Origin of the sequence: Bradyrhizobium sp. CCBAU 51745 (assembly GCF_028128715.1) — a bacterium.
Taxonomy (GTDB): Bacteria; Pseudomonadota; Alphaproteobacteria; order Rhizobiales; family Xanthobacteraceae; genus Bradyrhizobium; species Bradyrhizobium manausense.
Genome location: NZ_LBJP01000092.1, coordinates 216479 through 243094, shown reverse-complemented (window position 1 = coordinate 243094; position 26616 = coordinate 216479). Strand labels below are relative to the sequence as shown.

Here is a 26616-nt window from a genome sequence, read left to right as displayed (position 1 = left end):
CCATGAATGTTCTGTCTTCCGTCGACACCAAGAAGGCCGAGGCTGCCGGGATCGTAGATGAGCTCTGGTACAAGGACGCGATCATCTACCAGCTCCACGTCAAGGCCTTCGCCGACAGCAACAATGACGGCATCGGCGATTTCGCAGGGCTGACCGAGAAGCTGCCTTATCTGCAGGACCTCGGCGTCACTGCACTGTGGTTGCTGCCGTTCTATCCCTCGCCCGGCCGCGACGACGGCTACGACATCGCCGATTACGGCGCGGTCAATCCCGATTTCGGGACGATGAAGGACTTCAAGCGCTTCATCCAGGAAGCGCAGAAACGCGGCCTGCGCGTCATCACCGAGCTCGTCGTCAACCACACCTCGGACCAGCACAAATGGTTCAAGCGCGCCCGCCGCAGCCCGGCCAGCTCGAGCGCCCGCAACTGGTATGTCTGGAGCGACACCGATCAGAAATACCAGGGCACGCGGATCATCTTCACCGATACCGAGAAGTCGAACTGGACCTGGGATCCCGAGGCCGGCGCGTTCTACTGGCATCGCTTCTTCTCGCACCAGCCCGACCTCAATTTCGACAATCCGCGCGTCGTCAGCGCCATCATCCAGGTGATGAAGCGCTGGCTCGACGCCGGTGTCGATGGCTTCCGGCTGGACGCGATTCCCTATCTGTGCGAGCGCGAGGGCACCTCGAACGAAAACCTCCCGGAGACGCATGCGATCATCAAGCGCCTGCGCCAGGAGCTGGACGCCTATTCCAAGGGAAAGCTGCTGCTGGCCGAGGCCAACCAATGGCCGGAGGACGTGCAGGAATATTTCGGCCGCGGCGACGAATGCCACATGGCCTACCACTTCCCGCTGATGCCGCGCATCTATATGGCGATCGCGCAGGAGGACCGCTTCCCGATCACCGATATCCTGCGCCAGACGCCTGATATCCCCGCGAGCTGCCAATGGGCGCTGTTTCTGCGCAATCATGACGAGCTGACGCTGGAGATGGTCACCGACGTCGAGCGCGACTATCTCTGGACCACCTACGCCAACGATCCCCGCGCCCGCATCAATGTCGGCATCCGCAGGCGCCTTGCGCCGTTGATGGACAATGACCGGCGCAAGATCGAGCTGATGAACTCGCTGCTGCTGTCCTTCCCCGGCACGCCGATCATCTATTACGGCGACGAGATCGGCATGGGCGACAACATCTATCTCGGCGACCGCAACGGCGTGCGCACGCCGATGCAATGGAGCCCGGACCGCAACGGCGGCTTCTCGCGCTGCGACCCCGCCCGTCTCTACGCGCCGCTGATCATGGATCCGGTCTATGGCTATGAGTCGGTGAACGTGGAGGCGCAGTCGCGCAGCCTGTCGTCGCTGCTCAGCGCCACCAAGCGGCTGATCTCGGTGCGCAAGTCGACGCTCGCCTTCGGCCGCGGCACCATGACCTTCATCCGCCCGGCCAACCGCGCCGTGCTGGCCTATGTCCGGCAATATCGCGACGAGGTCATTCTCTGCGTCGCCAATCTGTCGCGCGCGGCGCAGGCGACCGAGCTCGATCTGTCGCCGTGGAAGGACCGCATCCCGCAGGAGATGCTGGGCCGCACGCGCTTTCCGCCGATCGGCGAATTGCCCTACATGATCACGCTCGGGCCCTACGGCTTCTACTGGTTCCAGCTCCAGGAGCGCGACAAGTCCGAGCCGGTGGTGCCGCGCGCGGTGCCGGAGTTCGAGACGCTGGTGGTTCCGGTCAATTCGAACTGGGTGTCGCTCGCCCGCGAGCGCGGCGTGTTCGAGCGCGACGTGCTGCCGGGATTTCTGGCAAGGACGCGGTGGTATCCCGAGCATAATCCCAAGCACATCAAGGCGACGCTGACGTCAGCGGTGCCGTTCAGCGACATCGGCGACAACAGGCCCTGGATCGCGTTCTTCGAAACCGCAGGGAATGATGTCACGACGCGCTACGTGCTGCCGATGCAGATCGAGTGGGTGCGCTTCGACCGCGAGCGCTTCAACCCGAGGGCGCTCGCCGCCGTGCGCCAGGGCGCGCGCGAAGGCACCCTGCTCGACGTCGCCACCGACCAGATCTTCATCGGGCTTTTCCTGCGCGGCTTGTCTCAGAACCTGGTGGTGGACGAAAACAATCTGCGGCTCGAGTTCAAGGCGACGAGCCGTTTCGCCGACTACACCGTCAAGGAGCCCGGGCGCATCCGCGCGATCGAGCAATCCAACAGCACCGCGCTGGTCGACAATCAATATGTGGCCAAGATCTATCGCCGGCTTGAAAGCGGCCCCAATCCTGAGATCGAAATCGGCAATTATCTCACCGAGGTCGCACGCTTTGCCAATACACCGGCGCTGCTCGGCAGCGTCGAGCTGGCCGAGGGCGACAGCCGCAGCGCGCTCGGCGTGCTGCATGCCTATGTCGAGAACCAGGGTGACGGTTGGGCGGTCACGGCGGGCTATCTCGACCGCTATGTCGACGAGCAGCGGGTGCTGCCGCCGGACGAGGAGTACCGGACGACCCAGGAGCAGTCGATCTATCTGCACTTCGTGGCGCAGATTGGCCGCCGGCTTGCCGAGCTGCACATGGCGCTCGCCGCTGCAAAATCCACCGACCTTGCCCCTGAACCGATCGGCAAGGCCGACGTCAAGCGCTGGACGACCGACCTCATGAGCCGAGCCGAGCGGGTCTTCGACCTGCTGACCGATGCCCGGGACGGCCTGCGCGAAAGCGACCGGCCCCTGATCGACCAGCTTGTCGCGGTGCGCGCGAGCTTGCCGCGCCACATCAACACACTCTTGCCATCCGAGATCGGCGGGTTGAACATCCGTCATCACGGCGACTTCCGCCTCGGGCAAACCCTGATCGTGAAGGACGACATCTTCATCATTGATTTCGACGGCGATCCGCACCTCGCACTGGCCGACAAGCGGCGCAAGCTGCCTGCCGCGCGCGATGTCGCGGGCCTGGTGCGCTCGATTGATCTTTCGGTTAACGCAGCGCTTGGCCGCGCGGGCTCGGGCGGCGGTGATGAACAAGGCCGGATCACGGCCGCGCTCGACGAATGGCGCGAGCGCGCCACCGCAACCTTCCTGTCCGCCTATCATGAGGCCATGACCCACCGGCGGCTCTGGCCGGAAGACGCGCACGGCGCGGAAAGCATGTTAAGGTTTTTCCTGCTTGATCTAGCGTTCGACGAGGTAGAGTACGAGCTGTCCCACCGGCCCGACGGGCTCCATGCGCCGCTGACCGGCCTGCTTCGCATTCTGTCCAGTGCCGGGAGCGAAGCCCATGCCTAAACTGCCAGCCGAAGCCTACGCCATCATCGAGGGTCGCCACTCCGATCCCTTCCACTATCTCGGGATGCATCCCGAGGGTGGCAGGAGCGTGGTGCGCGCCTTCCTGCCCGAGGCCTCCAATGTCGAGGCAATCGGCGAGCATGGCGAAGTCGCGCCGCTCGACCGTGTCCACGATTCCGGCCTGTTCATCGGCGCCCTGCCCAACGGCTCCAAGCACTACCAGCTTCGCGCCAAATTCGGCGACAACGTCGTCGAGTTCGAGGACGCCTATCGTTTTCCGCCCATTCTGACCGATTTCGATCTCTATCTGCTCGGCGAAGGCACGCATCAGCGCCTCTACGACAAGCTCGGCGCCCATCCGATGCGGCTGGAGGGCATCGACGGCGTCGGCTTCGTGGTGCTGGCCCCGAATGCGCGGCGCGTGTCCGTGGTCGGCGATTTCAATTTCTGGGATGGGCGGCGTCATCCCATGCGGGTGCGCGGCGCCGGCTATTGGGAATTGTTCATTCCGCACGCCAAGAGCGGCGATCACTACAAGTTCGAGATCATCGGGCCGCACGGCCATCTGCTGCCGCTGAAATCCGACCCGCTGGCGTTCGCCAGCGAGGTGCGGCCGAAGACCGCCTCGATCGTGTTCGACGAGGCGCATCTGCCGCGGCCGCGGCCGGCGCCCGACGGCATCAACGCACTGTCGGCGCCGATGTCGATCTACGAGGTTCATCTCGGCTCGTGGCGGCGCAAGAACGGCAATGAATGGCTGACCTATCGCGAACTCGCCGAGCAACTGCCCGCCTACGCCCGCGACATGGGCTTCACCCACCTCGAATTCCTGCCCGTGAGCGAGCACCCGTTCGACGGCTCCTGGGGCTATCAGCCGACCGGCCTCTATGCGCCGACCAGCCGTTTCGGATCGCCGGAGGATTTTGCGGCGCTGATCGATGCCTGCCATCGCGAAGGCATCGGCGTGCTGCTCGATTGGGTGCCCGGCCATTTCCCCGATGATCCGCACGGGCTCGGCAGCTTCGACGGCACGGCGCTCTACGAGCACGCCAATCCGCTCCAGGGCCGTCATCTCGACTGGGGCACGCTGATCTACAATTACGGCCGCACCGAAGTGACGAACTTCCTGGTGTCGAACGCGCTGTTCTGGCTCGAGCGCTACGCCATCGACGGCCTGCGCGTCGATGCGGTGGCATCCATGCTCTATCTCGACTACAGCCGCCCGCCGGGCGCCTGGATTCCCAACCAGTATGGCGGCCGCGAGAACATCGAGGCGATCAACTTCCTGCGCCGCTTCAATACCGAGCTGTTCGCGCGCTTTCCGCAGGCGACCACGGCAGCGGAGGAATCCACCGCATGGCCGCAGGTCTCGCGCCCGGTCGAATTCGGCGGGCTCGGCTTCGGCTACAAGTGGAACATGGGCTGGATGCACGATACGCTGAACTACATCAGCAAGGATCCGATCCACCGCAAATATCACCACGGCGAGATCCTGTTCGGCCTGCACTACGCCTTCTCTGAGAACTTCATCCTGCCGCTGTCTCATGACGAGGTCGTGCACGGCAAGCGCTCGATCTTCGGCCGCATGCCCGGCGACGAATGGCAGCGCTTTGCCAATTTGCGCGCTTACTACAGCTTCATGTTCGGCCATCCCGGCAAGAAGCTGCTGTTCATGGGCGGCGAGATCGCGCAGAGCCGCGAATGGAATCACGACCAGTCGCTCGACTGGCACCTGCTCGAATACAAATATCATCAGGGCATCCAGGCGCTGGTTCGCGACCTCAACCGCCTCTATCGCGCAGTGCCGGCGCTGCACCAGATGGACTGCGACCAGGCCGGCTTCGAATGGCTGGTCACTGACGATGCCAACCGCAACGTGTTCGCCTGGCTGCGCAAGGGCTTTGACGAGCACGCGCGGTGTCTCGTGGTCGTCAACTTTTCCCCCAATGTCTATCGCAACTACCGCGTCCCCGTGCCCTTTGCGGGCAAGTGGAAAGAGGTTTTCAACTCGGATTCCGCCCATTATGGCGGCACCAATGTCGGAAACATCGGCGAGGTGCAAACCGTTGCCGGCAAGGCGCCCGAGCTCCGCCTCACCATTCCGCCGCTCGCCGCGATCTTCCTCGTTCCGGAAAGCTGACCGATGCGCCTGACTGCTGGATCGCCCGCGCGCCTCGGTGCAAGCTGGGACGGACGCGGCACCAATTTCGCACTGTTCTCAGCCCACGCCGAGAAGGTCGAGCTGTGCCTGTTCGACAGCCAGGGTCGGCGCGAGCTCGAGCGCATCGAGCTGCCTGAGCGTAACGAAGACGTCTGGCACGGCTATCTCAACGACGTCTCGCCGGGCCAGCTCTACGGCTATCGCGTGCATGGCCCCTACGAGCCCGAGCACGGCCACCGCTTCAACGCCAACAAGCTTCTGCTCGACCCCTACGCCAAGCGGCTCGCCGGGCGGCTGGTCTGGAGTGACGCGCACTTCGCCTATCGCACCGGCTCGGCGCGCGAGGATCTGTCGTTCGACCGGCGCGACAATGCACGCGGCATGCCCAAGGCGGTCGTGGTCGACGAGACTTTCAACTGGGGCCGCCGCGAGATCAGGCCGAACATCGCCTGGGAAGACACCATCATCTACGAGGCCCACGTCAAGGGCCTGACCCAGAAGCGCGACGACGTGCCGCCGAATCTGCGGGGCACCTATGGCGGATTGTCGTCGCCGGCAATGATCGAACATCTGAAGAGGCTCGGCGTCACCACGATCGAGCTGTTGCCGGTTCACAGCTTCGTCGACGACCGCGTGCTGGTGGAGAAGAAGCTCACCAACTACTGGGGTTACAACACGCTGTCCTTCTTCGCGCCGGAGCAGCGCTACGCCCAGGACAATGCGCTGGATTCCTTCCGCACCACGGTGGCGCGCCTGCACGATGCGGGCATCGAGGTGATGCTCGATGTCGTCTACAATCACACCGCCGAAGGCAATCACCTCGGCCCGACGCTGTGCTACCGCGGCATCGACAATGCCTCCTATTACTGGCTGAACCGCGAGAACCCGCGCTATTATGACGACTTCACCGGCTGCGGCTCCTCGGTGAACCTGACCCATCCGCGCGTGCTGCAGATGGTGATGGATAGCTTGCGCTACTGGGTCGAGGTCTGCCATGTCGACGGCTTCCGCTTCGACCTCGCCACCACGCTGGCGCGCGGCCCGAACGGTTTTGACCGCGGCAGCTCGTTCCTCACCGCTGTCAGGCAGGATCCGGTGCTCGCCACCGTCAAGCTCGTCGCCGAACCCTGGGATCTCGGCCTCGGCGGCTACCAGGTCGGCGCCTTCCCCTCGCAATGGTCGGAATGGAATGACCGCTATCGCAGCGCCATGCGCCGCTACTGGAGCGGCGAAGGCAGCCTGATCGGCGACATCTCCAGCCGCATGACGGCCTCGTCCGACCTGTTCAATCACGACGGACGCCGGCCGCGCGCAAGCATCAACCACATCACCGTTCATGACGGTTTCACGCTGGCGGATCTCTTCAGCTACAACGAAAAGCACAACGAGGCCAATGGCGAGGACAATCGCGACGGCTCAAACGACAACCACAGCAACAATTGCGGTGTCGAGGGCCCGACCGATGATCCCAAGATCCTTGGCCTGCGCCGGCAGCTTCGCAAGAACGTGCTGGCCTGTCTGATGCTGGCGCAGGGCGTTCCGCTGATCCTTGCCGGCGATGAGGTCGGTAACACGCAATTCGGCAACAACAACGCCTATTGCCAGGACAACGAGGTCGGCTGGGTCTCTTGGGACAATCTCGGCAAGGACGGCGATGACATGATCGATTTTGTCGCTGATCTCGCAGACATCCGCCGAAAATTCTCGCAGCTCCGCAGCCATCGCTGGCTCGACGGCCGGCCCAAGGACGGCATCTCCTACGGCGCACTGTGGCTGACGCCCGAAGGCAACGAGATGACCGAGAGCGACTGGACATTCCCGGACGGCCGGTTCCTCTCTTATGTGATGGGACCGATGGAACCGGGCAACGCGGCGCTCTTTATCGTTCTGAACGCCGCCCCGGAAGAGATTGCATTCAAATTGCCCAAAATGCCCGAATACAAGAGTTGGCAGCAGATCCTGAACACGACGGATGCCAAGCTGAACAGCGTTGATTTCCTGTCCGGAAGCGACAGCAAGGCGCCGCCACGCTCCGTGCTCGCCTTCGCGGGGGCGCTATGAGGCCATCCTTCGGAGCGAAGCCGACCAAGGACGGCGTGTCGTTCCGGCTGTGGGCGCCCGCCGCGCGCCGCGTCGATCTCCTGCTCGAAAGGCGACATGCGATGCAGCGCCGGCAGGATGGCTGGTATGTCGCCGAGATCGCCGGCCTCGCTCCTGGCAGCCAATACAAGTTCAGGATCGACGACGAGATCGACGTGCCGGATCCCGCCTCCGCGTTTCAGCCCGAGGATGTGTTCGGCCCGAGCGAGGTGATCGATCACGACGCCTTCGCATGGCGCGCCAAGGATTGGCGCGGCCGCCCCTGGGAAGAGACGGTGCTGATCGAGACCCATGTCGGCACCTTCACGCGCGATGGCACCTACCGTGCCATGATCGACAAGCTCGATCATCTGGTCGCATCCGGTATCACCGCGCTGGAGCTGATGCCGCTGGCCGATTTCGCCGGCCGTCGCGGCTGGGGCTATGACGGCGTGCTGTGGTACGCGCCCGACAGCGCCTATGGCCGTCCGGAGGACTTGAAGACGCTGATCGACGAGGCGCACCTGCGCGGGCTGATGGTCTTCCTCGACGTCGTCTACAATCACTTCGGCCCGGAAGGAAACTACCTCGGCCGCTACGCGCCATCTTTCTTCACCGACGCGCACACGCCCTGGGGCAGCACGATCGATTATCGCATGCCGCAGGTGCGCGCCTTCGCGGTCGAGAATGCGCTGTCCTGGCTGACTGACTACCGGTTCGACGGTCTCAGACTGGATGCCGCCAACCACATCATGGCGATCCCGGGCGAGCAGTCGATGCTGCACGACCTCAGCGTCGCCGTCGGCGAGCTCGCCAAGGCCACCGGAAGGCACATTCATCTGGTGCTGGAGAATGGCGACAACCGCGCCAGCCTGCTCGATGCCGCGCAGGAGCCGCCGAGCGGCAAATATCGCGCGCAGTGGAACGACGACTATCACCACGTCTGGCACGTGATGCTGACCGGCGAGCTCAACGGCTATTATGCCGACTACCAGACCCCGCGCATGGACCTCGCGCGTGCGCTCGCCTCCGGCTTCGTCTACCAGGGCGAGATCTCGGAGTTCTGGGGCAAGAAGCCGCGCGGCGAGCCGAGCGGCGAGCTGCCGCCGGCGACCTTCGTCACCTTCCTGCAAAACCACGACCAGATCGGCAACCGCCCGCTCGGCGAACGGCTGGAGAGCCTGGCCTCGCCCGAGCAGATCGAGGCCGCGCTCGCGGTGACGCTGCTCGCGCCGATGGTACCGATGCTGTTCCAGGGCGAGGAATGGGGCTCGAAGATGCCCTTCCCATTCTTTTGCGATTTCCAGGGTGGCCTCGCCGATGCCGTGCGCAAAGGGCGCAAGCAGGAATATGCCTGGGCCTACGCGAAATATGGCGACGAGGTGCCGGACCCGCTTGATCCTGCCACGCCGCAATCGGCCGTGCTGGACTGGACCGGCCGCACGCCCGAACAGGACGCTCGGCTGGCGCTGGTGCGCGACTTGCTCGAGCTTCGCCGCAGGGAGATCATGCCGCGGCTGAAAGACGCGCGCTTCGGCGATGCCGAGGCGAAAGACAACGGCCTGCTCACCGCGCATTGGCGCATGGGCGACGGCACGACGCTGCAGCTCACCGCCAATCTTTCCGACAACGACATCGCGCATTCCAACGACAACGCGGGCACGCCGATCTGGGGCGGCGCTGCCGGCGACCGACTCCCGCCCTGGTCGGTGGTCTGGCATCTCGGAGGTTGAAATGCCTTCCGCGATCCCTCTTGCGACCTACCGGCTCCAGCTCACTGCGGATTTCGACTTCGACAAGGCCGCCGCGGTCGTGCCTTATCTGAAGGCACTGGGGATCACCCATCTCTACGCCTCGCCTGTGATGAAAGCGCGCAAGGGCTCGACCCATGGCTATGACACTGTCGATCACAGCCAGTTCAATCCCGAACTCGGCGGCGAGGCCGGCTTTGCCCGGCTGAGCGAGGCGCTCGCACAGAACGACCTCGGCCTGATCGTCGACTTCGTGCCCAATCATGTCGGCGTGCATTTCGCCGACAATCCCTGGTGGCTCGACGTGCTGGAATGGGGCCAGGCCTCGCCGCACGCCGTTTCCTTCGACATCGACTGGGACCAGCTCCCCTATCGTGCCCGCGGCGGCGTGCTGCTGCCGATCCTCGGCGCGTCCTATGGCGAGGCGCTGGAGCGCGGCGAGATTGAGCTGCGTTACGATCCCGATGAGGGCAGCTTTTCTGCCTGGTATTTCGAGCACCGCCTGCCGATCGCGCCGGAGCGCTATGGCGAGATATTGCGGATGATCGTGAAGGAGGCGGATGCTGCCGATACCGTTGCCGGCAAACGCCTGCTCTCGCTCGCCGCGCGCTATACCGGCCTGCGCAGGCCGAACCGCAAGGAGGCCCCCGCCTTCAAGGCAGAGCTGAAGGAGATCGCAGGCGGCGCCGACATCGTCATGCACGGCCTCCTCGCCTATCGCGCAGCCAAAGACCGCCCGGCGCAGACGCTGGCGCTGCATCACCTGCTGGAGCGGCAGAACTACAAGCTCGGCCATTGGCGGCTTGCCTCCAGCGACATCAACTATCGCCGTTTCTTCGACGTCAACGGGCTCGCCGGCCTGCGCGTCGAGGACGCGAGCACGTTCGCCGCCACGCACCGGCTGGTGAAGCAGCTCGTCGCCGACGGAAAACTGCAAGGCATCCGCCTCGATCACATCGACGGCCTGCGCGACCCTGCGCAATATTGCCAGCGGCTGCGCCGGCTGGTGCGCGACGCGCAAGGCAATGCCAAACCATTCTACACGGTGATTGAAAAGATCCTGTGCGAGCACGAGAAGCTGCCGCACTTCGCCGGCGTCCAGGGCACCACGGGCTATGAGTGGATGAACGCGATCACCCAGGTGCTGGTCGATGCCAAAGGGCTGGAGGCGCTGGACGAGACCTGGCGCCAGATCAGCAACCGGCCGCCGCGGCTCGCGCCCTATGTCAAGGACGCCAAGCGACGCGTGCTGGAAACGCTGCTGACCAGCGAGTTCACCGTGCTGACCCGCCTGCTCGCACGCATCGCCAACGGGCACTATTCGACCCGCGATTTCTCCGCCGACAGCCTGCGGCAGGCGCTCGAGCTCTACGTGCTGCACTTCCCGGTCTATCGCACTTACTTGACGCATAGCGGCCCGACCGCGCTCGACCGCAAGCTGATCGACGACACCATCGCGCGCGCCCGTACAGAGTGGTTCGCCGCGGATGAAGGCATTTTCGACTTCCTGCGCGATGCGCTGACCATGGACCTGCTCAAGCCCGGCCGTCCGCCGCACAGCGCGCCGCGCGTGCGCCGCTTTGCACTGAAGGTGCAGCAGTTCACGGGACCGATGATGGCGAAATCACTGGAGGACACCGCGTTCTACCAGTTCCACCGGCTGCTGGCGCTGAATGAAGTCGGCGGCGATCCCGCCAGCAAGGGTCTCACCATACGGGCCTTCCACGAGGCGATGCGCGCCCGCGCCAGGGAATGGCCGCAGGGGATGACGGCGACCGCAACCCACGACACCAAGCGCGGCGAGGATGCGCGAGCGCGGATCACGGCGCTGAGCGAGATATCAGGCGAATGGACCAGCGCGGTTTCGCGCTGGAAGGTGCTGAACGCGCCGCACCTCGCGCTGTCAGGCAATCTGCGCGCGCCGTCGGCAACGTTCGAATACATGCTCTACCAGACCCTGCTCGGCGCCTGGCCCCTTCAAGGGCCGGATGCCAGTTTCGTCGAGCGCATCCAGGCCTATGCGCTCAAGGCGGCGCGCGAGGGCAAGGAGGAGACGAGCTGGCTCAATCCGCATGAAGCGTATGAAAACGGCATCAACAGCTTCATCGAGAAGATTCTCGACCCCGGCCTATCAGGCGAATTCCTGGATGCGCTTGCCACTCTGGCTCGCCGTGTCGCGCTGCTCGGCGCACTGAATTCGCTGAGCCAGCTCACGCTGAAGGCGACACTGCCGGGGGTGCCTGATTTCTACCAGGGGACTGAATATTGGGACCTGTCGCTGGTCGATCCGGATAATCGCCGCCCGGTGGATTTTTCTGCACGGCAAGCGGCGCTGGCTTCGCTGGAAACACCGGATTGGGGCGGGCTGATCAGGACCTGGCCGGACGGACGGCTCAAGCTGGCCTGGACGCGGCACCTTCTCAGGCTCCGGACTGAGCTCGCCGACGTTTTTGCGCAAGGCGGTTACCAGCCGCTGGATGTGCGCGGCGCGCACGCCGATCATGTGATCTCTTTTGTCCGCCACCACGGCCGCGCTGCAGCGATCGTCGTGGTGGCGCGCCAGTTCGCACCCTTCACGCAAGCGGGCCGCGAGTGGCCGGCGCTCGAAGGTTTTGACGCAACCGTCGACATCAGCGGCTACACCGCGCCGGGCCTTGCGGGCAACGAATTGCCGCTCGCGCAGGCATTCCGTGATTTTCCCGCTGCGGTCATCGAGGCGCGCGCGGCAGGTGCCGTCAGGCCCCGGCGACAGCGCGTGGGCGCCTGACGCCTACTTTCCCTCATCCTTGGTCAGCAGCAATTGCCCGCGCTTCTTGATGGTCGCCTGCGCCATCTCGGCAAAGCGCTGCAGCAGCCACGGCAGCACCACCTCGACCTTGACATGGTCCTCAGTGACGTCGACCTGCCCGCTCGCGACCTGGCCGAGCGCGCGAATGCGGAAATTCATGGTGTCGCCGCTCCAGCGCTCCTCCTCGACCTGCATCACGGGAATGCTGGCGGCGGCGCGGCCGAGCCCGGTCTTGAGCCGGCGAACCGCTTCCTCGCGACCGAGGCGATGCGGAATGGAGACGACGAGCGGTGCTGACATGGCGCTGCCCTGTGGCGACTGATCCTCACATAGTCATGCCTGATAGAGGCGTAAAGGTTCCATGCAGGTCGGAACTGTCGCCCCGTTTCAAACCCGGAACTTTAAAACCCCGGGCAAGTTGCCCTCCGCACAACGGGACAGGTTGCAACAACCCTTTCGACAAAGGGCTGGAGGAGATTCGCATGTCTATCGGTACGATCATTCTGATCATCCTGGTTATCGCGCTGCTCGGCGGCTTCAGCGGCATCGGCGGCGGTCCGTTCTACGGCACCGGCTATTACGGCGGCGGCGGCCTTGGGCTCGTCATCGTCATTCTGCTGATCCTGCTGCTGATGGGCCGGATCTAGGACGAGATCTCGTAGGGTGGGCAAAGGCGCGACGCGCCGTGCCCACCTAATCTTCGCTCCAACGAAAAGATGGTGGGCACGCTCCGCTTTTGCCCACCCTACAGCAGTTGTGCCCGGCGCGCGGGTCTACTTCTTCGTAGCCAATTTCTTGATCGCCGCCTTGATCGACACGGCAGCATCATCATAGCCATCCCATGCCTTCGACCGCGCCAGCAGGCCCGGCACGGTGCGAACCGTGTAACGCTTCGGATCGAGATCGCTCTTCACCTGCGCCCAGGTCAGCGGCATGGACACGGTTGCGCCCGCACGTGCACGCGGCGACAACGGGGCGACCGCCGTCGACATCCGGTCGTTGCGCAGATAATCCAGGAAGATCTTTCCCTTGCGCAGCTTCTTCGACATGTTGAGCAGATAGCGCTCGGGATCGTCATCGGCCATCCACTGACAGATGCCTTGCGCGAATGCCTTTGCTTCCTTCCAGTCCACCTTGTCGCGCGCGCCATGCAGCAGCGGGACCACCACATGCAGGCCCTTGCCGCCCGTGGTCTTGCAGAAACTCTCCATGCCGATATCGGTGAGCCGCTGCCGCATCTCCTTCGCCGCTTCCACCACATCGGCGAATTCGACATCAGGCGCAGGATCGAGATCGAATACCAGCCGGCCCGGAACGTCATAGGCGTAGGGCGCACAGTTCCAGGGGTGCAGCTCGACCCCGCCGATCTGCGCGACCGCGGCAAGGCCCTCGATACGGTCGATCTGCAGGTAAGGCTTGCGATCGCCTGACACGCGCGCGAGCTCGAGCAGGTTCGAGGTGCCCTGCATGGCGTGGCGCTGGAAGAAGCACTCTCCCTTGATTCCGTCAGGTGCGCGGATCAGCGAGCATGGCCGGCCCTTGAGATGCACGATCATCCATTCGCCGACGGCCTCGAGATAGCGTGCGAGGTCGAGCTTGGTGACCGGCGCGCCCTCCCCATCGTCGGGCCACAGCTCCTTGTCGGGCTTGGAGATCACGACGCCCATCACTTCGGCGGTGCCCTTCCCTGCCGCCGGCTTTGCAGCAACGCGCTTCCTGGGAGAGGGCTTGGCGAGTTCTGTATCCGCAGGCGTCTCCGCCTCGACTTCCTCAGCGGGCTTGTCCTGCCGCAGGCCCTTGAAGGCGGCCTGGCGGATGTTGCCATCAGCGGTAAATCCGGCGAACTCGATCTCGGCGACGAGCTCGGGCTTCAGCCAGTGCACGTCACGGGTCTTCTTCGGCGCATTCTTGCCGCCGAACGGACTTTCCTTGGCTTCCATCGCTTTCAGCGACGGCATGATGCGCTTGATCTTGTCGGCACCAAATCCGGTCCCGACCATTCCGACGAAGGCGAGATGATCGCCCCGATGCACGCCCGCCATCAGGGAGCGGAATTTTCCATTGGTGGTCTTGTAGCCGCCGATCACCACCTCATGGCCGGCGCGGCATTTTGCCTTGGTCCAGCTCTCGGTGCGGCCTGAGCGATAGGGCGCGTCCAGCTTCTTCGAGACGACCCCCTCGAGCTCGAGCTTGCAGGCCGATTGCAGCACCGCATCGCCGCCGCTCTCGAAATGCTCGACATAGCGGATCTGGCTCGTCTTCTTCTTGCGGGCCTCCAGCAGTTTCTTGAGACTGGCCTTGCGCTCGCCGAGCGGCAGGCGGCGATAATCGAGATCCTCGGCGAACAGCAGGTCGAAGGCAAAGAAGATCAGCTCGTCGGTCTTGCCGTCCGACAGCGCGGCCTGCAGCGAGGAAAAGTTCGGCGCGCCGTTATGGTCGAGGGCGACGATCTCGCCGTCGATCATCACGTTCGGCAACTCGGCGGCCTCCTTCGCGATCGACGCGAACTTGCCGGTCCAGTCGAGGCCCTTGCGCGTCTTCAGCGTCGCTTCGCCGTCCTCGACGCGAAGCTGCACGCGATAGCCGTCGAACTTGATCTCGTGGCACCAGCCATCCGAGGCCGGCGGCCGCTCCACCGGGGTGCAGAGCTGCGGCGCCACGAAATCAGGCATGTCCGAGACCTTCCTGGCCGTCGTCGCTGATGTCGCTTTCTTCTTCGATGCCTTGCTGCTCTTCAGCGCCGTGCGAGGCGCCGGCTTGAGCGTGCGCCCCTTGGTCTCCTCGGCGCGGTTGGACTGCCAGACCGCATCGGCCTTGCCCTTGCCCTTCGCCAGCATGAACGGTTTTGGCGCGCGACCCTTCCCGCCTGCGATCTGCTCCATCGCACGGCCGGAGGCCACGGACTTGTCCTCCGCCAAAATATCCTCGTCTTCGCTGGCATATTCGTCGCGGTGCTTGATCAAGAGCCAGTTGGTGCGCTTCTCGCCGCCACGGTTACGCATGCGCACCAGCACCCAGCTGCCATGCAGCTTGTCGCCATGCAGCGTGAACTTGAGATCGCCCTTCTTGAAGCCGGCTTCGGGGTCATCGCACTCCCAGGTGCCGCGATCCCACAGCATCACCGTGCCGCCGCCATATTGGCCCTCGGGAATGGTTCCTTCGAAATCGCCATAGTCGAGCGGATGGTCCTCGACTTCCACCGCCAGCCGCTTGTCGTGCGGGTTGAGCGAGGGCCCTTTCGTCACCGCCCAGGACTTGAACACGCCGTCGAATTCAAGCCTGAGATCGTAGTGCAGGCGCGTCGCGTCATGTTTCTGGATCACGAAGCGGCGTTGCTTCGAGGGCGCCACCGCCGTCTTGCCCGACGGTTCGGGCGTCTTTTCGAAATCCCGCTTCTTTCGATAGATGGAGAGTTTTTGCAGCACGACGGGTCCCACATCCTCTGATCGCGTTGAAGCCTATCACGGCGAAAGTCCCACCCGGAACCAAAACCCCGGGGGCCGGTTGGAGTTCCTGAAAAGCCTTGAAATCACTGGAGAATGGAATGGCCCCGCGCGCCTATTGGAAGGGAACGTTGAAACTCTCGCTGGTCAGCTGCCCGGTCGTGCTTTACCCGGCGACCACGGCCGCCGAGAAGACGCGGTTTCACATGATCAACCGCGAAACCGGCAACCGGCTCAAGCAGCAGATGGTGGATGCCGAGACCGGTGACGTGGTCGAGAGCGACCAGAAAGGCCGCGGCTATGAGCTGCGCAAGGGCAAATATGTCGAGATCCAGCCGGAAGAGCTCGAGGCGGTGCAAATCGAGAGCAACCACACCATCGATATCGAGAGCTTCGTGCCGAGCGAGGAGATCGACCAGCGCTATCTCGACCATCCCTATTACATCGCGCCCGACGGCAAGGCCGCGGCCGACGCCTTTGCGGTGATCCGCGACGCCATGAAGGACCAGGACCGCGTCGCGCTCGCCAAGATCGTGCTGACCAACCGCGAGCACATCATCGCGATCGAGCCGCTCGGCAAGGGCCTGCTCGGCACCACGCTGCGCTTCCCTTACGAGCTGCGTGACGAGGACGAATTCTTTGGTGACATCAAGAGCACGAAGATCACCAAGGACATGGTCGAGCTCGCCGGCCACATCCTGCACACCAAGGCGGCGCATTTCGACCCGAGCAAGTTCAAGGACGAGTACGAGACCGCGCTGAAGGCGCTCGTCAAGCGCAAGGCGAGCGGCAAAAAGATCGAGCTGCCGGAGCCCGAGGAGCGGCCGAGCAACGTGATCAACCTGATGGATGCGCTGAAGCAGAGCCTGAAGGGGCGCGGCGGCGGAAAAACGGCGGCCAAGTCGCATGCGCGGCGTGCGACGGGGCGGCAGCGGGCGGCGAAGAAGACGCACCGGCCGACGGCGCGGCAGAGGAAGGCGGGGTAGCTCCTACCGTCATTCCGGGGCGCCTCGAAGTGGCGAACCCGGAATCTCGAGGTTCCGGGTTCGATGCTTCGCATCGCCCCGGAACGACGACCTAGTTAATCCCCCGCCTTCAGCCGGTACCCGATCCCCGTCTCGGTCAGCACATATTGCGGCCGCTCCGGATCGGCTTCGATCTTCTGGCGGAGCTGGCGGACGTAGACGCGCAAATATTGCGCATCGGTCAGCTCGTCCCAGAGCTCCTTGAGCAGAAAGCGATGGGTCAGCACCTTGCCGGCGTGCTGGACCAGCACGCGCAGGAGATCATATTCCTTCGGCGATAGCTTGATCTCGCGCTCGCCGAGCTTGACGATGCGGCGGACCAGATCGACCGAGAGATCGCCGCTGCGAAACACCGGACGCTCGCCCTGGACCTGCAACTGGTGCCGTAGCGCGGCGCGCAGGCGCGCCAGCAGCTCGTCCATGCCGAACGGCTTCGTCAGATAATCATCGGCGCCAAGATCGAGCGCCTGCACCTTGCCGGCCTCGTCGCCACGGCTCGACAGCACCACGATCGGCACGGCTTCGTTGCGGGCACGGATGGTGCGCAAGAGCTCGTGGCCCTGGATGTCAGGCAGGCCGAGATCGAGAATGATCAGCGCGGGCTCTTCGGCAAGCTTCTCAAGAGCGAGCTTGCCGTTCGACGCCTCCAGGATCTCGTAGCCTTGCGTCGACAACCCCATCCGCAGCAATTTGCGGATCGGCGGCTCGTCGTCGATCACCAAAACCTTGATTGGGGCAGCGCTCATGCGGCGGTATCCAAAGCCTTGGTCTGTGCCGGAACCGGCAGACGGATGGTGAGGACGGCGCCGCTGCGGTCGCTGCGATTGGCGGCCGAGATCGTGCCGCGCATCGCCTCGACGAAGCCGCGCGAGATGGCGAGCCCGAGCCCGGTGCCGGGACGGACATGGTCGCCCTTCTGCACGCGATAAAACTTGTCGAACACGCTCTCGAGCTCGTCGGGAGGAATGCCGGCGCCCTCGTCAGCGACCTCGAGCACCACATGGTCGCGCTCGCGCCGGCTCCTGATCGCGATCGTGGTTTCAGGCGAAGAATATTTCGCGGCATTGTCGAGCAGGTTGAACAGCACCTGCTCGAACAGCACGGCGTCGAGCTCGAGCATCGGCAGATCGGCCGCCAGCACCAGCTCCACCTTGTGCGCTGTCAGGATCTTCGATGCCCGCCGCAGTGCGCTGCCGACGATCTCGCCGAGATCGTGCAGCGCCGTGTTGGGCACGATGGCGCCGGATTCGAGCTTGGTCATGTCGAGCAGATTGGCGATGAAGCGGTTGAGCCGCTCGGACTCGTCGATCACGGTCGCAAGCAGGTCGCGCTTCTCGGTGTCGGACAGCGCGCCGGCGAGGTCGCGCATGGTCGAGGCCGCGCCCAGCACGGAGGCGAGCGGCGTCTTCAGGTCGTGCGAGATCGAGGTCAACAGCGCCGAGCGCAAGCGCTCGGATTCGACGGTGCGCTTGACGCGATCCATGTCCTCGACCAGCAGCACGCGCTCGATCGCCAGCGCGCCCTGGTCGACCAGCGCGTCCAGCAGCCGGCGCTGGTCCGGCGTCAGCAGCGGGCCGGTGCGGTCATTGTCGATGCCGATCACACCGATCGGACCGCGCCCGGTACGCATCGGCAGGAACAGCCGCTTGGCACCCGGCAGCGTATCCGAGCCGCGACCGGCGGAACGGTCATTGCTCCAGGCCCAGTTGGCGGCGGCAAGGTCGGCCTGGTCGAGCTGGTCCTCCGGCGGATAGCCCGACTTCACCGTGAGCAGGCCGTCTTCCGGCAGCAGCAGCACGACACGCACCTTCAGCATCAACGCGATCTGATAGGCGGTCGCCCACAGCACGTCGTCGAGCGTGGCGGTGCCGGCGAGCTTGCGGCTGAACGCATAGAGCTGCTCGGTGGTCCTGATCCGGCCGATCGCGGTGTCGGCCTGCGTACGCACGCGCGCGGCGACATTGGAGACGATCATCGCCACCACCATGAACAGGAAGAAGGCGGCGACGTTGGTCGGGTCGGTGATCGTGAAGGTGTAGATCGGCGGCAGGAAGAAGAAATTGTAGGACAGCGAGGCCCCGACGGTCGCGAGCAGCGAGGGCCACAGGCCATAGCGGACCGCCACGGCAACAACCGCCGTGAGCAGCACGAGGTCGACGTTCTCGATCCCGAAATAGGGCTGGATCAGCTCCGCGGCACCGAGGCCGACCAGCACGACGCCGAGCGCCTTCAGATAGGGTAGCGGGTTGAACGGCTCGGCCCGCGCGGCGGTCTGCACCGCCGTCTTCGCCGCCGCCTCGCCGGGCAGCTCGTCACCGGGAATGACGTGAACACTGATATTGCCGGCGCGCCGCACCAGATCATGCACGACCGAGCCGCGCGTCATCTCGAACCAGCGCGAGCGTGTCGACTTGCCGATCACGATCTGGGTGACGTTGTTGCCTTGCGCAAAATTGATGACGTCGTCGGCGATGCGGCGGCCGACCGCGGGAATGGTCAGCGCTTCGCCGCCGAGCGACTCCGCGAGCCGCAGCGTGTCGGCGAGCCGATCGCGCTCCTGGTCCGAAAGCTGGAGCGAGCGCCTCGTCTCGATCGAGATCGCTGTGAACGGCGCATGCAGCCGGTCAGCCAAGCGCTTGGTGTAGCGCACCAGGCCGGCCGCGCGGGGATCCTCGCTGACGCAGACGAGGATGCGCTCGCCTGCGGCCCAGGGGCCGGCGATGGCGTTCGCCTGCATGTGACTGAGCAGCTGCTCATCGACCCGCTCGGCCGTCCGCCGCAGCGCGAGCTCGCGCAGCGCGGTGAGATTGCCGGGCGAGAAGTAATGCTCCAGCGCCCGCTCGGCCTGCTTGGGAACGTAGACCTTGCCCTCGCGCAGGCGCTGGATCAGATCGTCAGGCGTGAGGTCGATCAGCTCGATCGCGTCGGCGCGGTCGAAGATCGAATCCGGCACGGTCTCGCGGACCCGCACATGGGTGATCTGGGCGACGACGTCGTTCAGGCTCTCGATGTGCTGGATGTTGACGGCGGTGTAGACGTCGATGCCGTGCGAGAGCAGCTCCTCGACGTCGAGATAACGCTTGGGGTGACGGCTGCCGGCTGCATTGGTGTGGGCGAGCTCGTCCACCAGCGCGATCTTCGGCCGCCGCGCGATCACCGCGTCGAGGTCCATCTCCTCGACGATCTGGCCGCGATAATCGAGCCGCTTGCGCGGGACGACCTCCAGTCCCCGCACCAGCGCCTCGGTCTCGGCGCGGCCATGGGTCTCGACGAAACCGACCACGACATCAATGCCGGCCTTGCGCCTGGCATGGGCGCTTTGCAGCATCTCGTAGGTCTTGCCGACGCCGGGGGCGGCGCCGACGAAAATCTTCAGCTTGCCGCTCGCGCTCTCCTCTCGGCGCGCAGCTTCCAGCAGCGCCTCGGGCGAGGGACGTTGTTCGGGATCGCGGCGTTGCTGAACCATCAGGCCAATATAATCATCCTGATATTGCCGGCCTAGACGCTACTTCGCGGACGCACGATCCAGCGCCAGATTCAGCGCCAGAACGTTAACCCGGGGTTCGCCGAGCAGGCCGAGCAGGCGGCTCTCGGTGTTGGCGGCGACCAGCCGCTTGAGCGACTCTTCCGGCATCTTGCGCGCCTTGGCGACGCGCGGCACCTGGAATTGCGCCGCTTCCGGCGAAATGTCGGGGTCGAGACCGCTGGCCGAGGTCGTGACCAGATCGACCGGCACGGCGGCATCCGGATTCTCGGCTTTCAACCTGTCCACATCCTCCTTCAGCCGGTCGGCCAGTGCCTTGCTGGTCGGGCCGAGATTGGAGCCACCGGAATTGGCGGCGTTGTAGGGCGCCGGGATCGTCTTGCTCGAATCGCTCGGGTCCGGCGCCAGCGTCGCCGAGGGGCGGCCGTGGAAATATTTGTCATCCCTGAACTCCTGCCCGATCAGGGCGGAGCCGATCACCTTGCCGTCCTTCTCGATCAGGCTTCCTTGCGCCTTGGCGGGGAAGATCGCGCCGGCAATGCCGGTCATGGCGAGCGGATAGGCCAGGCCCGTGATGGCGGTGAGCACCAGCAACAGGACGATGGCGGGGCGGATTTCTCTGAGCATGTGTTTTTCTCCAGTTACGTCGTCATTGCGAGGAAAGCGTCTCTCCTGTCGTTCCGGGGCGGTGCGAAGCATCGAACCCGGAACCTCGAGATTCCGGGTTCGCCTCTTCGAGGCGCCCCGGAATGACAGTGAAAATCGCTCCACTCGATGACGCGGTTAAGCCAGGTGCAGCGCGACGACCGCAAGGTCGATCGCCTTGATGCCGATGAAGGGAATGACGATACCCCCTAAGCCGTAGATCAGGAGATTGCGCCGAAGCAGCGCGCCGGCACCGACCGCGCGATAGGCGACGCCCTTGAGTGCCAGCGGGATCAGGCCGACGATGATGAGCGCGTTGAAGATGATCGCCGACAGGATGGCGCTCTGCGGGCTCGACAGGTTCATGACGTTCAGCACGTTGAGCTGCGGGTAGAACGCCAGGAACATCGCCGGGATGATCGCAAAATACTTTGCCACGTCGTTGGCGATCGAGAAGGTGGTCAGCGCACCGCGCGTCATCAAGAGCTGCTTGCCGATCTCGACCACCTCGATCAGCTTGGTCGGGTTGGAGTCGAGGTCGACCATGTTGCCGGCCTCGCGGGCGGCCTGGGTGCCGGTGTTCATGGCGACGCCGACATCGGCCTGCGCCAGCGCCGGGGCGTCGTTGGTCCCGTCGCCGCACATGGCGACCAGCTTGCCCTTGGCCTGCTCGTCGCGGATCAGCTTGAGCTTGTCCTCGGGCGTTGCCTGCGCCAGGAAGTCGTCGACGCCGGCTTCCGCCGCGATCGCGGCCGCAGTCATCGGATTGTCGCCTGTGATCATGATGGTGCGGATGCCCATGCGGCGCAGCTCGGCAAAGCGCTCGCGGATGCCGCCCTTGACGATGTCCTTGAGCTGGATGATTCCGAGCAGCCTGCCGTCCTTGGCGACCGCCAGCGGCGTGCCGCCGGACTTCGACACTTCGTCGGCAATCGTCTGGATCTCGCGGCCGATCTCGGAGAGAGCCGCAGGCTGGATCGCCCTCGCCGTGTTGCCGGAAGCGACGGCGATCGGAGCGCCGCCGCCGACATAGTTCAACATGGCATCCACCGCGCCCTTGCGCACCGACGAGCCGCCGGCATCGACGCCGCTCATGCGGGTCTGCGCCGTGAACGGGATGAAGGTCGCGCCAAGCTCAGCCATGTCGCGGCCACGGATGCCGTACTTTTCTTTCGCGAGCACGACGATGGAACGGCCTTCCGGCGTCTCATCGGCGAGCGAGGCGAGCTGGGCGGCGTCCGCGAGCTCCTGCTCGGTCACCCCGCGCACAGGGCGAAACGCCGTTGCCTGGCGGTTGCCCAGCGTGATGGTGCCGGTCTTGTCGAGCAGCAGCGTGTCAACATCGCCGGCCGCCTCGACCGCGCGGCCGGACATCGCCAGCACGTTGAAGCGGACCAGACGGTCCATGCCGGCGATGCCGATGGCTGACAACAGCGCGCCAATGGTGGTCGGGATCAGCGTCACGAACAAAGCGACCAGCACGATCACCGAGATCGAGCCGCCGGCATAAGCGGCGTAGCTAGGAATCGTGACGGTGGCGAACACGAAGATGATGGTGAGGCCGGCGAGCAGGATGTTCAGCGCGATCTCGTTCGGCGTCTTGGCCCGCTCGGCGCCCTCGACCAGCTTGATCATGCGGTCGATGAAGGTCGAGCCTTGGGCCGCCGTGATACGGACGCGGATCCAGTCGGACAGCACCTGGGTGCCGCCCGTCACCGCCGAACGGTCGCCGCCGGACTCGCGGATGACAGGCGCTGATTCACCGGTGATGGCGGCCTCGTTGACGGAGGCCACGCCCTCGATCACCTCGCCGTCGGAGGGGATGGTGTCGCCGGCTTCGACCAGCACCAAGTCTCCAACCTTCAGGCTCGTGCCCGGCACCAGCTTGAAATCATGGCCCGCGCCATTCAGGAGCTTGGCCTGGCTTTCGGTGCGGGTCTTGCGCAGCGAATCCGCCTGCGCCTTGCCGCGGCCTTCCGCGACGGCTTCCGCGAAATTCGCGAACAGCACCGTGAACCAGAGCCAGACAATGATCTGGAAAGTGAAGCCGAGATTCACCCCGCCCGTGACGAGATCGCGCAGGAAGATCACCGTGGTGAGCGCGGCCACGACCTCAACCACGAACATGACGGGGTTCTTCACCATCAGCCGCGGATCGAGCTTGGCGAAGGAGGCACGGATCGCGGGCAGCACGATTTTCGGATCGAGCATGGCCGACATCGGGGCACGCTTTTGCAGTTTCATCGTATCCATCGAGGGCACTCCGGAAATCAGAAGAGGTTAGTCAGAACAGTTGGCTTGCGTTCATCGCCAGATGCTCGACGATGGGGCCGAGCGCGAGTGCCGGAAAGAAGGTCAGGCCGCCCATGATCAGGATCACGCCGACGACGAGGCCGACGAACAGCCCGCCCGTGGTCGGGAACGTGCCCATCGACGGCGGGATCGATTTCTTCTCTGCGAGCGAGCCCGCAATCGCCATGGCCGGCACGATCATGAAGAAGCGGCCGACGAACATCGCGCTGGCCAGCGTGAGGTTGTAGAAGAAAGTGTTGCCGGTCAGGCCCGCAAAGGCCGATCCGTTGTTGCCGGTCCCCGAGGTGTAGGCGTAGAGCACCTCGGTGAAGCCGTGCGGTCCGGCATTGGCCATGGAGGCCACCGCCGCCGGATAGACCACGCCAACCGCGGTCCAGCCCAGGATCATCAACGGCAGCACCAGGATGGCCAGCATCGCCATCTTGACCTCGCGCGCTTCGATCTTCTTGCCGACATATTCCGGCGTGCGGCCGACCATCAGGCCGGCGACGAAGATCGCCAGGATGACGAACAGCAGCATGCCGTACATGCCGGCCCCGACACCGCCGACGACGATTTCGCCGAGCTCGATGTTGATCAGCGGGATCATGCCGCCGAGCGCGGTGAAGCTGTCATGCATGGCATTGACCGCGCCGCAGGAGGCGGCGGTGGTGATCACGGCAAACAGCGAGGAGGCAACGATGCCGAAGCGGACCTCCTTGCCTTCCATATTGCCGCCGGTGAGGCCGAGCGCCTGGAGCGTCGAGGTGCCGCTGGCTTCCGCCCAGTAGGTCACGGCAACGCCGGCGATGAACAGCACGCCCATCACGGCGAGGATCGCCCAGCCCTGGCGCTGGTTGCCGACCATGCGACCGAACACGTTGGTCAAGGCAGCGCCCAGCGCAAAGATCGACAGCATCTGCACGAAGTTCGACAGCGCGGTCGGGTTCTCGAAGGGATGCGCAGCATTGGCATTGAAGAAGCCGCCGCCATTGGTGCCGAGCATCTTGATCGCGACCTGCGAGGCGACAGGGCCGACCGCAATGGTCTGCTTGGCGCCTTCGAGCGTCGTGGCTTCGACATAGTCACCGAGGGTTTGCGGCATGCCCTGCCAGACCAGGAACAGGGTGTAGACGACACAGATCGGCAGCAGCACGTAAAGTGTGCACCTGACGACATCGACCCAGAAATTTCCGACCGTGCGCGCCGAGGCACGCGAGAAGCCGCGGATCAACGCGACCGCGAGCGCGATGCCGGTCGCCGCCGACAGGAAGTTCTGGTGCGTCAGGCCCAGCATCTGCACGAGATAAGAGATCGTGCTCTCGCCGCCGTAGTTCTGCCAGTTGGTGTTGGTGATGAAGGAGATCGCGGTGTTGAAGGACAGATCCTCGGCGACCGCTGTCTGCCCGGCCGGATTGAAGGGCAGAACGGCCTGGAGACGCATCACGGCGTAGATGATCAGGAAGCCGCCGACATGGAACAGCAGCATGGCGACCGTATAGGTCAGCCAATGCTGCTCGCGCTTCTCGTCGACGCCTGAAATCCAGTAGATCCCGGCCTCGATCGGGCGCAGCACCGGCGAGAGAAACGTTGTCTCGCCATTGAACACGCGCGTCATGTACCAGCCGAGCGGTTTTGTCAGCGCGACGATGATGAGGCAGAAAAGAATGATCTGGAGCCAACCGATCACGGTCATGGAATCAACCCTTCAGGCTTGGTGTCCGGCGCAACAGCTACGGCAGCAGCACCATCAACGGGCAGGCGAACAGCGAGGCCTCTGCCAGCAGCAATCCGACAAGCAGCAGCACCGCTCAGAATCGCTCCGGCCGCAGCAGCGCGTAAGTGAGGTAGATCAGAAGGCCGAACGAGACGGCGCCGGCGAGCGCATAATCGAAGATCATGGTCCGCTCCGTCACAGCCGTTCGCAGGCGTAGGTGTAGCCGATCGCAAGGGCAAAGAAGCCGAAGCCCAGCGCCAGCATGAGAATGTCCATCATAGGGATGCTCCTCGTTGCGTCCCCATATCGGGGGCAACACTCGACCGTGCTGAAGTGCCATCACGGGCATAGGTTTTCGAGACGAGGGCCATGGCGAAGTTATAAGAATCTCATAAAGGGCGGAGGCGGTGCTCGGCCAATTCTCTATCGTCGTCCCGGCGAAGGCCGGGACCCATAACCACGAAAGGGAGTTGGAGCGCAGAGCTCCCACTCCGAGTCTTCGTCAAACCACTGCCTCGGGGTATGGGTCCCGGCCTTCGCCGGGACGACGACAGAGAATGACGCTACAGACCGCCCCCTCCCACCTTTATGAAATTCCTATATCTGCCGCTCCCGCCCCATCTCGTTTTCCAATGCGCCTCCCGCCATCCTGAACAGGCCGGCCGACTGACCGACGCCGCTTCCAGGAGGCCTGACATGACTGCCGCTTTCCGACACTACGATTCATCCTCCCTCGGCGATCGCTTGCGTAACGCGCAAGGCATGACCGGTCCGCTGATGCGCGAGTTCATCGACAAAGCCTGCCGGCGACTCCCCTCACTCCACCAGAGCGAGCGCACGGCACGCCTGGTGCAGCTGATCGAAGCCGAAGCCTGGACCGATGCCGCGTTGGCACTGATGGAGCTTGAGCTGCCGCTGTGGCACGTCCGCCGCATCGCCTATGACGAAGGCGAGTGGCATTGCGCGCTGTCGCGTGAACGCGAGCTGCCCGACTGGCTCGACGCGGCGATCGAGGGATGCCATGGCGACCTCGCGATCGCGCTGATGTCGGCGTTCGTGGAGGTGCAGGCACGCACCGTGGACGCGCCGCGTCCGAGTGTGCCCAACGTGCGTCCCGCCCCGGATCCCCTCATTGAGCCGGCCTCGTGCGAGAACTTCAGCTGACCGAGCTCCCGCGGTAGTCGCACCGCCCTGACAGGGTTGCGTCCCTTGCGGAAAACGCCCCGGCCGATCTGGCGCAGCTTCGCGGAACCGTGTTAGATCGGCCGCATGAGCACATCTAGCGTCAACGTCGTCGCCCACCCCCTGGTCCAGCACAAGCTCTCGCTGATGCGGGAGAAGGACCGCTCGACCAAGAGCTTTCGCGAGATCCTGAACGAGATCGGGATGCTGCTCGGCTACGAGGTGACGCGCGACCTGCCGCTGGAGCTGGTCGACATCGAGACGCCGATCGCCCCGATGCAGGCGCCGAAGATCGCCGGCAAGAAGCTCACGCTGGCGCCGATCCTGCGCGCCGGCGTCGGCTTTCTCGACGGCATGCTGGCGCTGATGCCGTCGGCGCGCATCGCCCATATCGGGCTCTACCGCGATCCCGAAACGCTGCAGGCCGTGGAATATTACTTCAAGGCGCCGCAGGACCTGTCGGACCGTACCGTGATCCTGATGGACCCGATGCTGGCGACCGGCAACTCGGCCTGCGCCGGCGCCACGTTGCTCAAGGCGCGCGGCGCCCGCGACATCCGCTTCGTCTGCCTGCTGGCGGCCCCGGAGGGCATCGCCCAGTTCCAGAGCGAGCATCCCGACGTGCCGATCTGGACCGCCGCGATCGACGAGCGGCTCAACGATCACGGCTACATCGTGCCGGGTCTCGGCGATGCCGGCGACCGGATGTTCGGCACCAAATAGACGAATTTGCGCGATCGGGCTCCGGTTGCC

The 26616-nt window shown here is 64.6% G+C and carries 17 protein-coding genes; 9 read left to right on the top strand and 8 right to left on the bottom strand.

Annotation, left to right across the window (positions count from 1 at the left end; genetic code table 11):
* The first annotated feature begins 2 nt into the window (after nucleotides 1-2).
* From treS to treY, 5 genes are read left to right on the top strand one after another with little or no spacing between them, the layout of a single operon-like run.
* Nucleotides 3-3296: a maltose alpha-D-glucosyltransferase gene (gene treS, locus XH98_RS35665; RefSeq protein WP_271621327.1), complete on the top strand. Its 3294-nt coding sequence runs from the start codon at nucleotides 3-5 to the stop codon at nucleotides 3294-3296.
* Nucleotides 3289-5436, top strand: a complete 2148-nt coding sequence (gene glgB / locus XH98_RS35660) for a 1,4-alpha-glucan branching protein GlgB (RefSeq protein ID WP_271602404.1) — start codon at nucleotides 3289-3291, stop codon at nucleotides 5434-5436. The genes treS and glgB overlap by 8 nt, the downstream gene beginning before the upstream one ends.
* A 3-nt stretch (nucleotides 5437-5439) precedes the next feature.
* Nucleotides 5440-7518, top strand: a complete 2079-nt coding sequence (gene glgX / locus XH98_RS35655) for a glycogen debranching protein GlgX (RefSeq protein ID WP_271602403.1) — start codon at nucleotides 5440-5442, stop codon at nucleotides 7516-7518.
* Nucleotides 7515-9269, top strand: coding sequence for a malto-oligosyltrehalose trehalohydrolase (gene treZ, locus XH98_RS35650; RefSeq protein ID WP_271621326.1), 1755 nt, complete (start codon nucleotides 7515-7517; stop codon nucleotides 9267-9269). The genes glgX and treZ overlap by 4 nt, the downstream gene beginning before the upstream one ends.
* A gap of 1 nt (nucleotide 9270) precedes the next feature.
* Entirely contained in the window at nucleotides 9271-12054 is a 2784-nt protein-coding gene (gene treY / locus XH98_RS35645) for a malto-oligosyltrehalose synthase (RefSeq protein ID WP_271621325.1), read from the top strand.
* Nucleotides 12055-12057: 3 nt separating this feature from the next.
* Here the strand turns inward: treY and XH98_RS35640 are convergent, their stop codons facing one another.
* Nucleotides 12058-12375 carry a polyhydroxyalkanoic acid system family protein gene (locus tag XH98_RS35640; RefSeq protein WP_271602400.1) on the bottom strand — a complete coding sequence of 106 codons (318 nt, stop codon included), beginning with the start codon at nucleotides 12373-12375 and terminating at the stop codon, nucleotides 12058-12060.
* A 182-nt stretch (nucleotides 12376-12557) separates the two neighbouring features.
* On the opposite strand from XH98_RS35640, the gene XH98_RS35635 reads away from it, so the two are divergent.
* The gene (locus XH98_RS35635) at nucleotides 12558-12722 is read left to right on the top strand and encodes a DUF3309 family protein (protein ID WP_018318514.1); all 165 of its coding nucleotides are present in this window, start codon (nucleotides 12558-12560) and stop codon (nucleotides 12720-12722) included.
* A 126-nt stretch (nucleotides 12723-12848) separates the two neighbouring features.
* On the opposite strand, the gene ligD is transcribed toward XH98_RS35635, so the two are convergent.
* Nucleotides 12849-15500, bottom strand: a complete 2652-nt coding sequence (gene ligD / locus XH98_RS35630) for a DNA ligase D (RefSeq protein WP_271621324.1) — start codon at nucleotides 15498-15500, stop codon at nucleotides 12849-12851.
* Nucleotides 15501-15619: 119 nt separating this feature from the next.
* On the opposite strand from ligD, the gene ku reads away from it, so the two are divergent.
* The gene (ku, locus tag XH98_RS35625) at nucleotides 15620-16504 is read left to right on the top strand and encodes a non-homologous end joining protein Ku (protein WP_271602398.1); all 885 of its coding nucleotides are present in this window, start codon (nucleotides 15620-15622) and stop codon (nucleotides 16502-16504) included.
* Between the two features lie 95 nt (nucleotides 16505-16599).
* Here the strand turns inward: ku and XH98_RS35620 are convergent, their stop codons facing one another.
* The 6 genes from XH98_RS35620 to XH98_RS35595 all read right to left on the bottom strand — a co-directional run bounded on the left by XH98_RS35620 (nucleotide 16600) and on the right by XH98_RS35595 (nucleotide 24865).
* Nucleotides 16600-17289, bottom strand: a complete 690-nt coding sequence (locus XH98_RS35620) for a response regulator (RefSeq protein ID WP_057743008.1) — start codon at nucleotides 17287-17289, stop codon at nucleotides 16600-16602.
* The gene (locus tag XH98_RS35615) at nucleotides 17286-20009 is read right to left on the bottom strand and encodes a sensor histidine kinase (RefSeq protein WP_271602397.1); all 2724 of its coding nucleotides are present in this window, start codon (nucleotides 20007-20009) and stop codon (nucleotides 17286-17288) included. Before XH98_RS35615 ends, XH98_RS35620 begins: the two co-directional genes overlap by 4 nt.
* 39 nt (nucleotides 20010-20048) lie before the next feature.
* On the bottom strand, nucleotides 20049-20654 hold the full coding sequence (locus tag XH98_RS35610) for a K(+)-transporting ATPase subunit C (protein WP_271602396.1): 606 nt from the start codon (nucleotides 20652-20654) through the stop codon (nucleotides 20049-20051).
* Between the two features lie 156 nt (nucleotides 20655-20810).
* On the bottom strand, nucleotides 20811-22925 hold the full coding sequence (kdpB, locus tag XH98_RS35605) for a potassium-transporting ATPase subunit KdpB (protein WP_271602395.1): 2115 nt from the start codon (nucleotides 22923-22925) through the stop codon (nucleotides 20811-20813).
* 31 nt (nucleotides 22926-22956) lie between these two features.
* Nucleotides 22957-24660 carry a potassium-transporting ATPase subunit KdpA gene (kdpA, locus tag XH98_RS35600; protein ID WP_271602394.1) on the bottom strand — a complete coding sequence of 568 codons (1704 nt, stop codon included), beginning with the start codon at nucleotides 24658-24660 and terminating at the stop codon, nucleotides 22957-22959.
* A gap of 115 nt (nucleotides 24661-24775) precedes the next feature.
* On the bottom strand, nucleotides 24776-24865 hold the full coding sequence (locus XH98_RS35595) for a K(+)-transporting ATPase subunit F (RefSeq protein WP_035698142.1): 90 nt from the start codon (nucleotides 24863-24865) through the stop codon (nucleotides 24776-24778).
* 512 nt (nucleotides 24866-25377) lie between these two features.
* Here XH98_RS35595 and XH98_RS35590 point away from each other — a divergent pair.
* On the top strand, nucleotides 25378-25845 hold the full coding sequence (locus tag XH98_RS35590; protein ID WP_271602393.1) for a hypothetical protein: 468 nt from the start codon (nucleotides 25378-25380) through the stop codon (nucleotides 25843-25845).
* 105 nt (nucleotides 25846-25950) lie between these two features.
* Nucleotides 25951-26586: a uracil phosphoribosyltransferase gene (upp, locus tag XH98_RS35585; protein WP_220006491.1), complete on the top strand. Its 636-nt coding sequence runs from the start codon at nucleotides 25951-25953 to the stop codon at nucleotides 26584-26586.
* Nucleotides 26587-26616 lie beyond the last annotated feature (30 nt).

Excerpts from the sequence above, each read along its gene's own strand:
- ku (WP_271602398.1), top strand. The coding sequence starts at position 15,620 with ATGGCCCCGCGCGCCTATTGGAAGGGAACGTTGAAACTCTCGCTGGTC.
- XH98_RS35595 (WP_035698142.1), bottom strand. The coding sequence starts at position 24,865 with ATGATCTTCGATTATGCGCTCGCCGGCGCCGTCTCGTTCGGCCTTCTG.
- XH98_RS35635 (WP_018318514.1), top strand. The coding sequence starts at position 12,558 with ATGTCTATCGGTACGATCATTCTGATCATCCTGGTTATCGCGCTGCTC.
- glgX (WP_271602403.1), top strand. The coding sequence starts at position 5,440 with ATGCGCCTGACTGCTGGATCGCCCGCGCGCCTCGGTGCAAGCTGGGAC.
- treY (WP_271621325.1), top strand. The coding sequence starts at position 9,271 with ATGCCTTCCGCGATCCCTCTTGCGACCTACCGGCTCCAGCTCACTGCG.
- XH98_RS35615 (WP_271602397.1), bottom strand. The coding sequence starts at position 20,009 with ATGGTTCAGCAACGCCGCGATCCCGAACAACGTCCCTCGCCCGAGGCG.
- XH98_RS35640 (WP_271602400.1), bottom strand. The coding sequence starts at position 12,375 with ATGTCAGCACCGCTCGTCGTCTCCATTCCGCATCGCCTCGGTCGCGAG.
- kdpB (WP_271602395.1), bottom strand. The coding sequence starts at position 22,925 with ATGGATACGATGAAACTGCAAAAGCGTGCCCCGATGTCGGCCATGCTC.
- kdpA (WP_271602394.1), bottom strand. The coding sequence starts at position 24,660 with ATGACCGTGATCGGTTGGCTCCAGATCATTCTTTTCTGCCTCATCATC.
- treZ (WP_271621326.1), top strand. The coding sequence starts at position 7,515 with ATGAGGCCATCCTTCGGAGCGAAGCCGACCAAGGACGGCGTGTCGTTC.
- XH98_RS35590 (WP_271602393.1), top strand. The coding sequence starts at position 25,378 with ATGACTGCCGCTTTCCGACACTACGATTCATCCTCCCTCGGCGATCGC.
- upp (WP_220006491.1), top strand. The coding sequence starts at position 25,951 with ATGAGCACATCTAGCGTCAACGTCGTCGCCCACCCCCTGGTCCAGCAC.
- treS (WP_271621327.1), top strand. The coding sequence starts at position 3 with ATGAATGTTCTGTCTTCCGTCGACACCAAGAAGGCCGAGGCTGCCGGG.
- XH98_RS35620 (WP_057743008.1), bottom strand. The coding sequence starts at position 17,289 with ATGAGCGCTGCCCCAATCAAGGTTTTGGTGATCGACGACGAGCCGCCG.
- glgB (WP_271602404.1), top strand. The coding sequence starts at position 3,289 with ATGCCTAAACTGCCAGCCGAAGCCTACGCCATCATCGAGGGTCGCCAC.
- XH98_RS35610 (WP_271602396.1), bottom strand. The coding sequence starts at position 20,654 with ATGCTCAGAGAAATCCGCCCCGCCATCGTCCTGTTGCTGGTGCTCACC.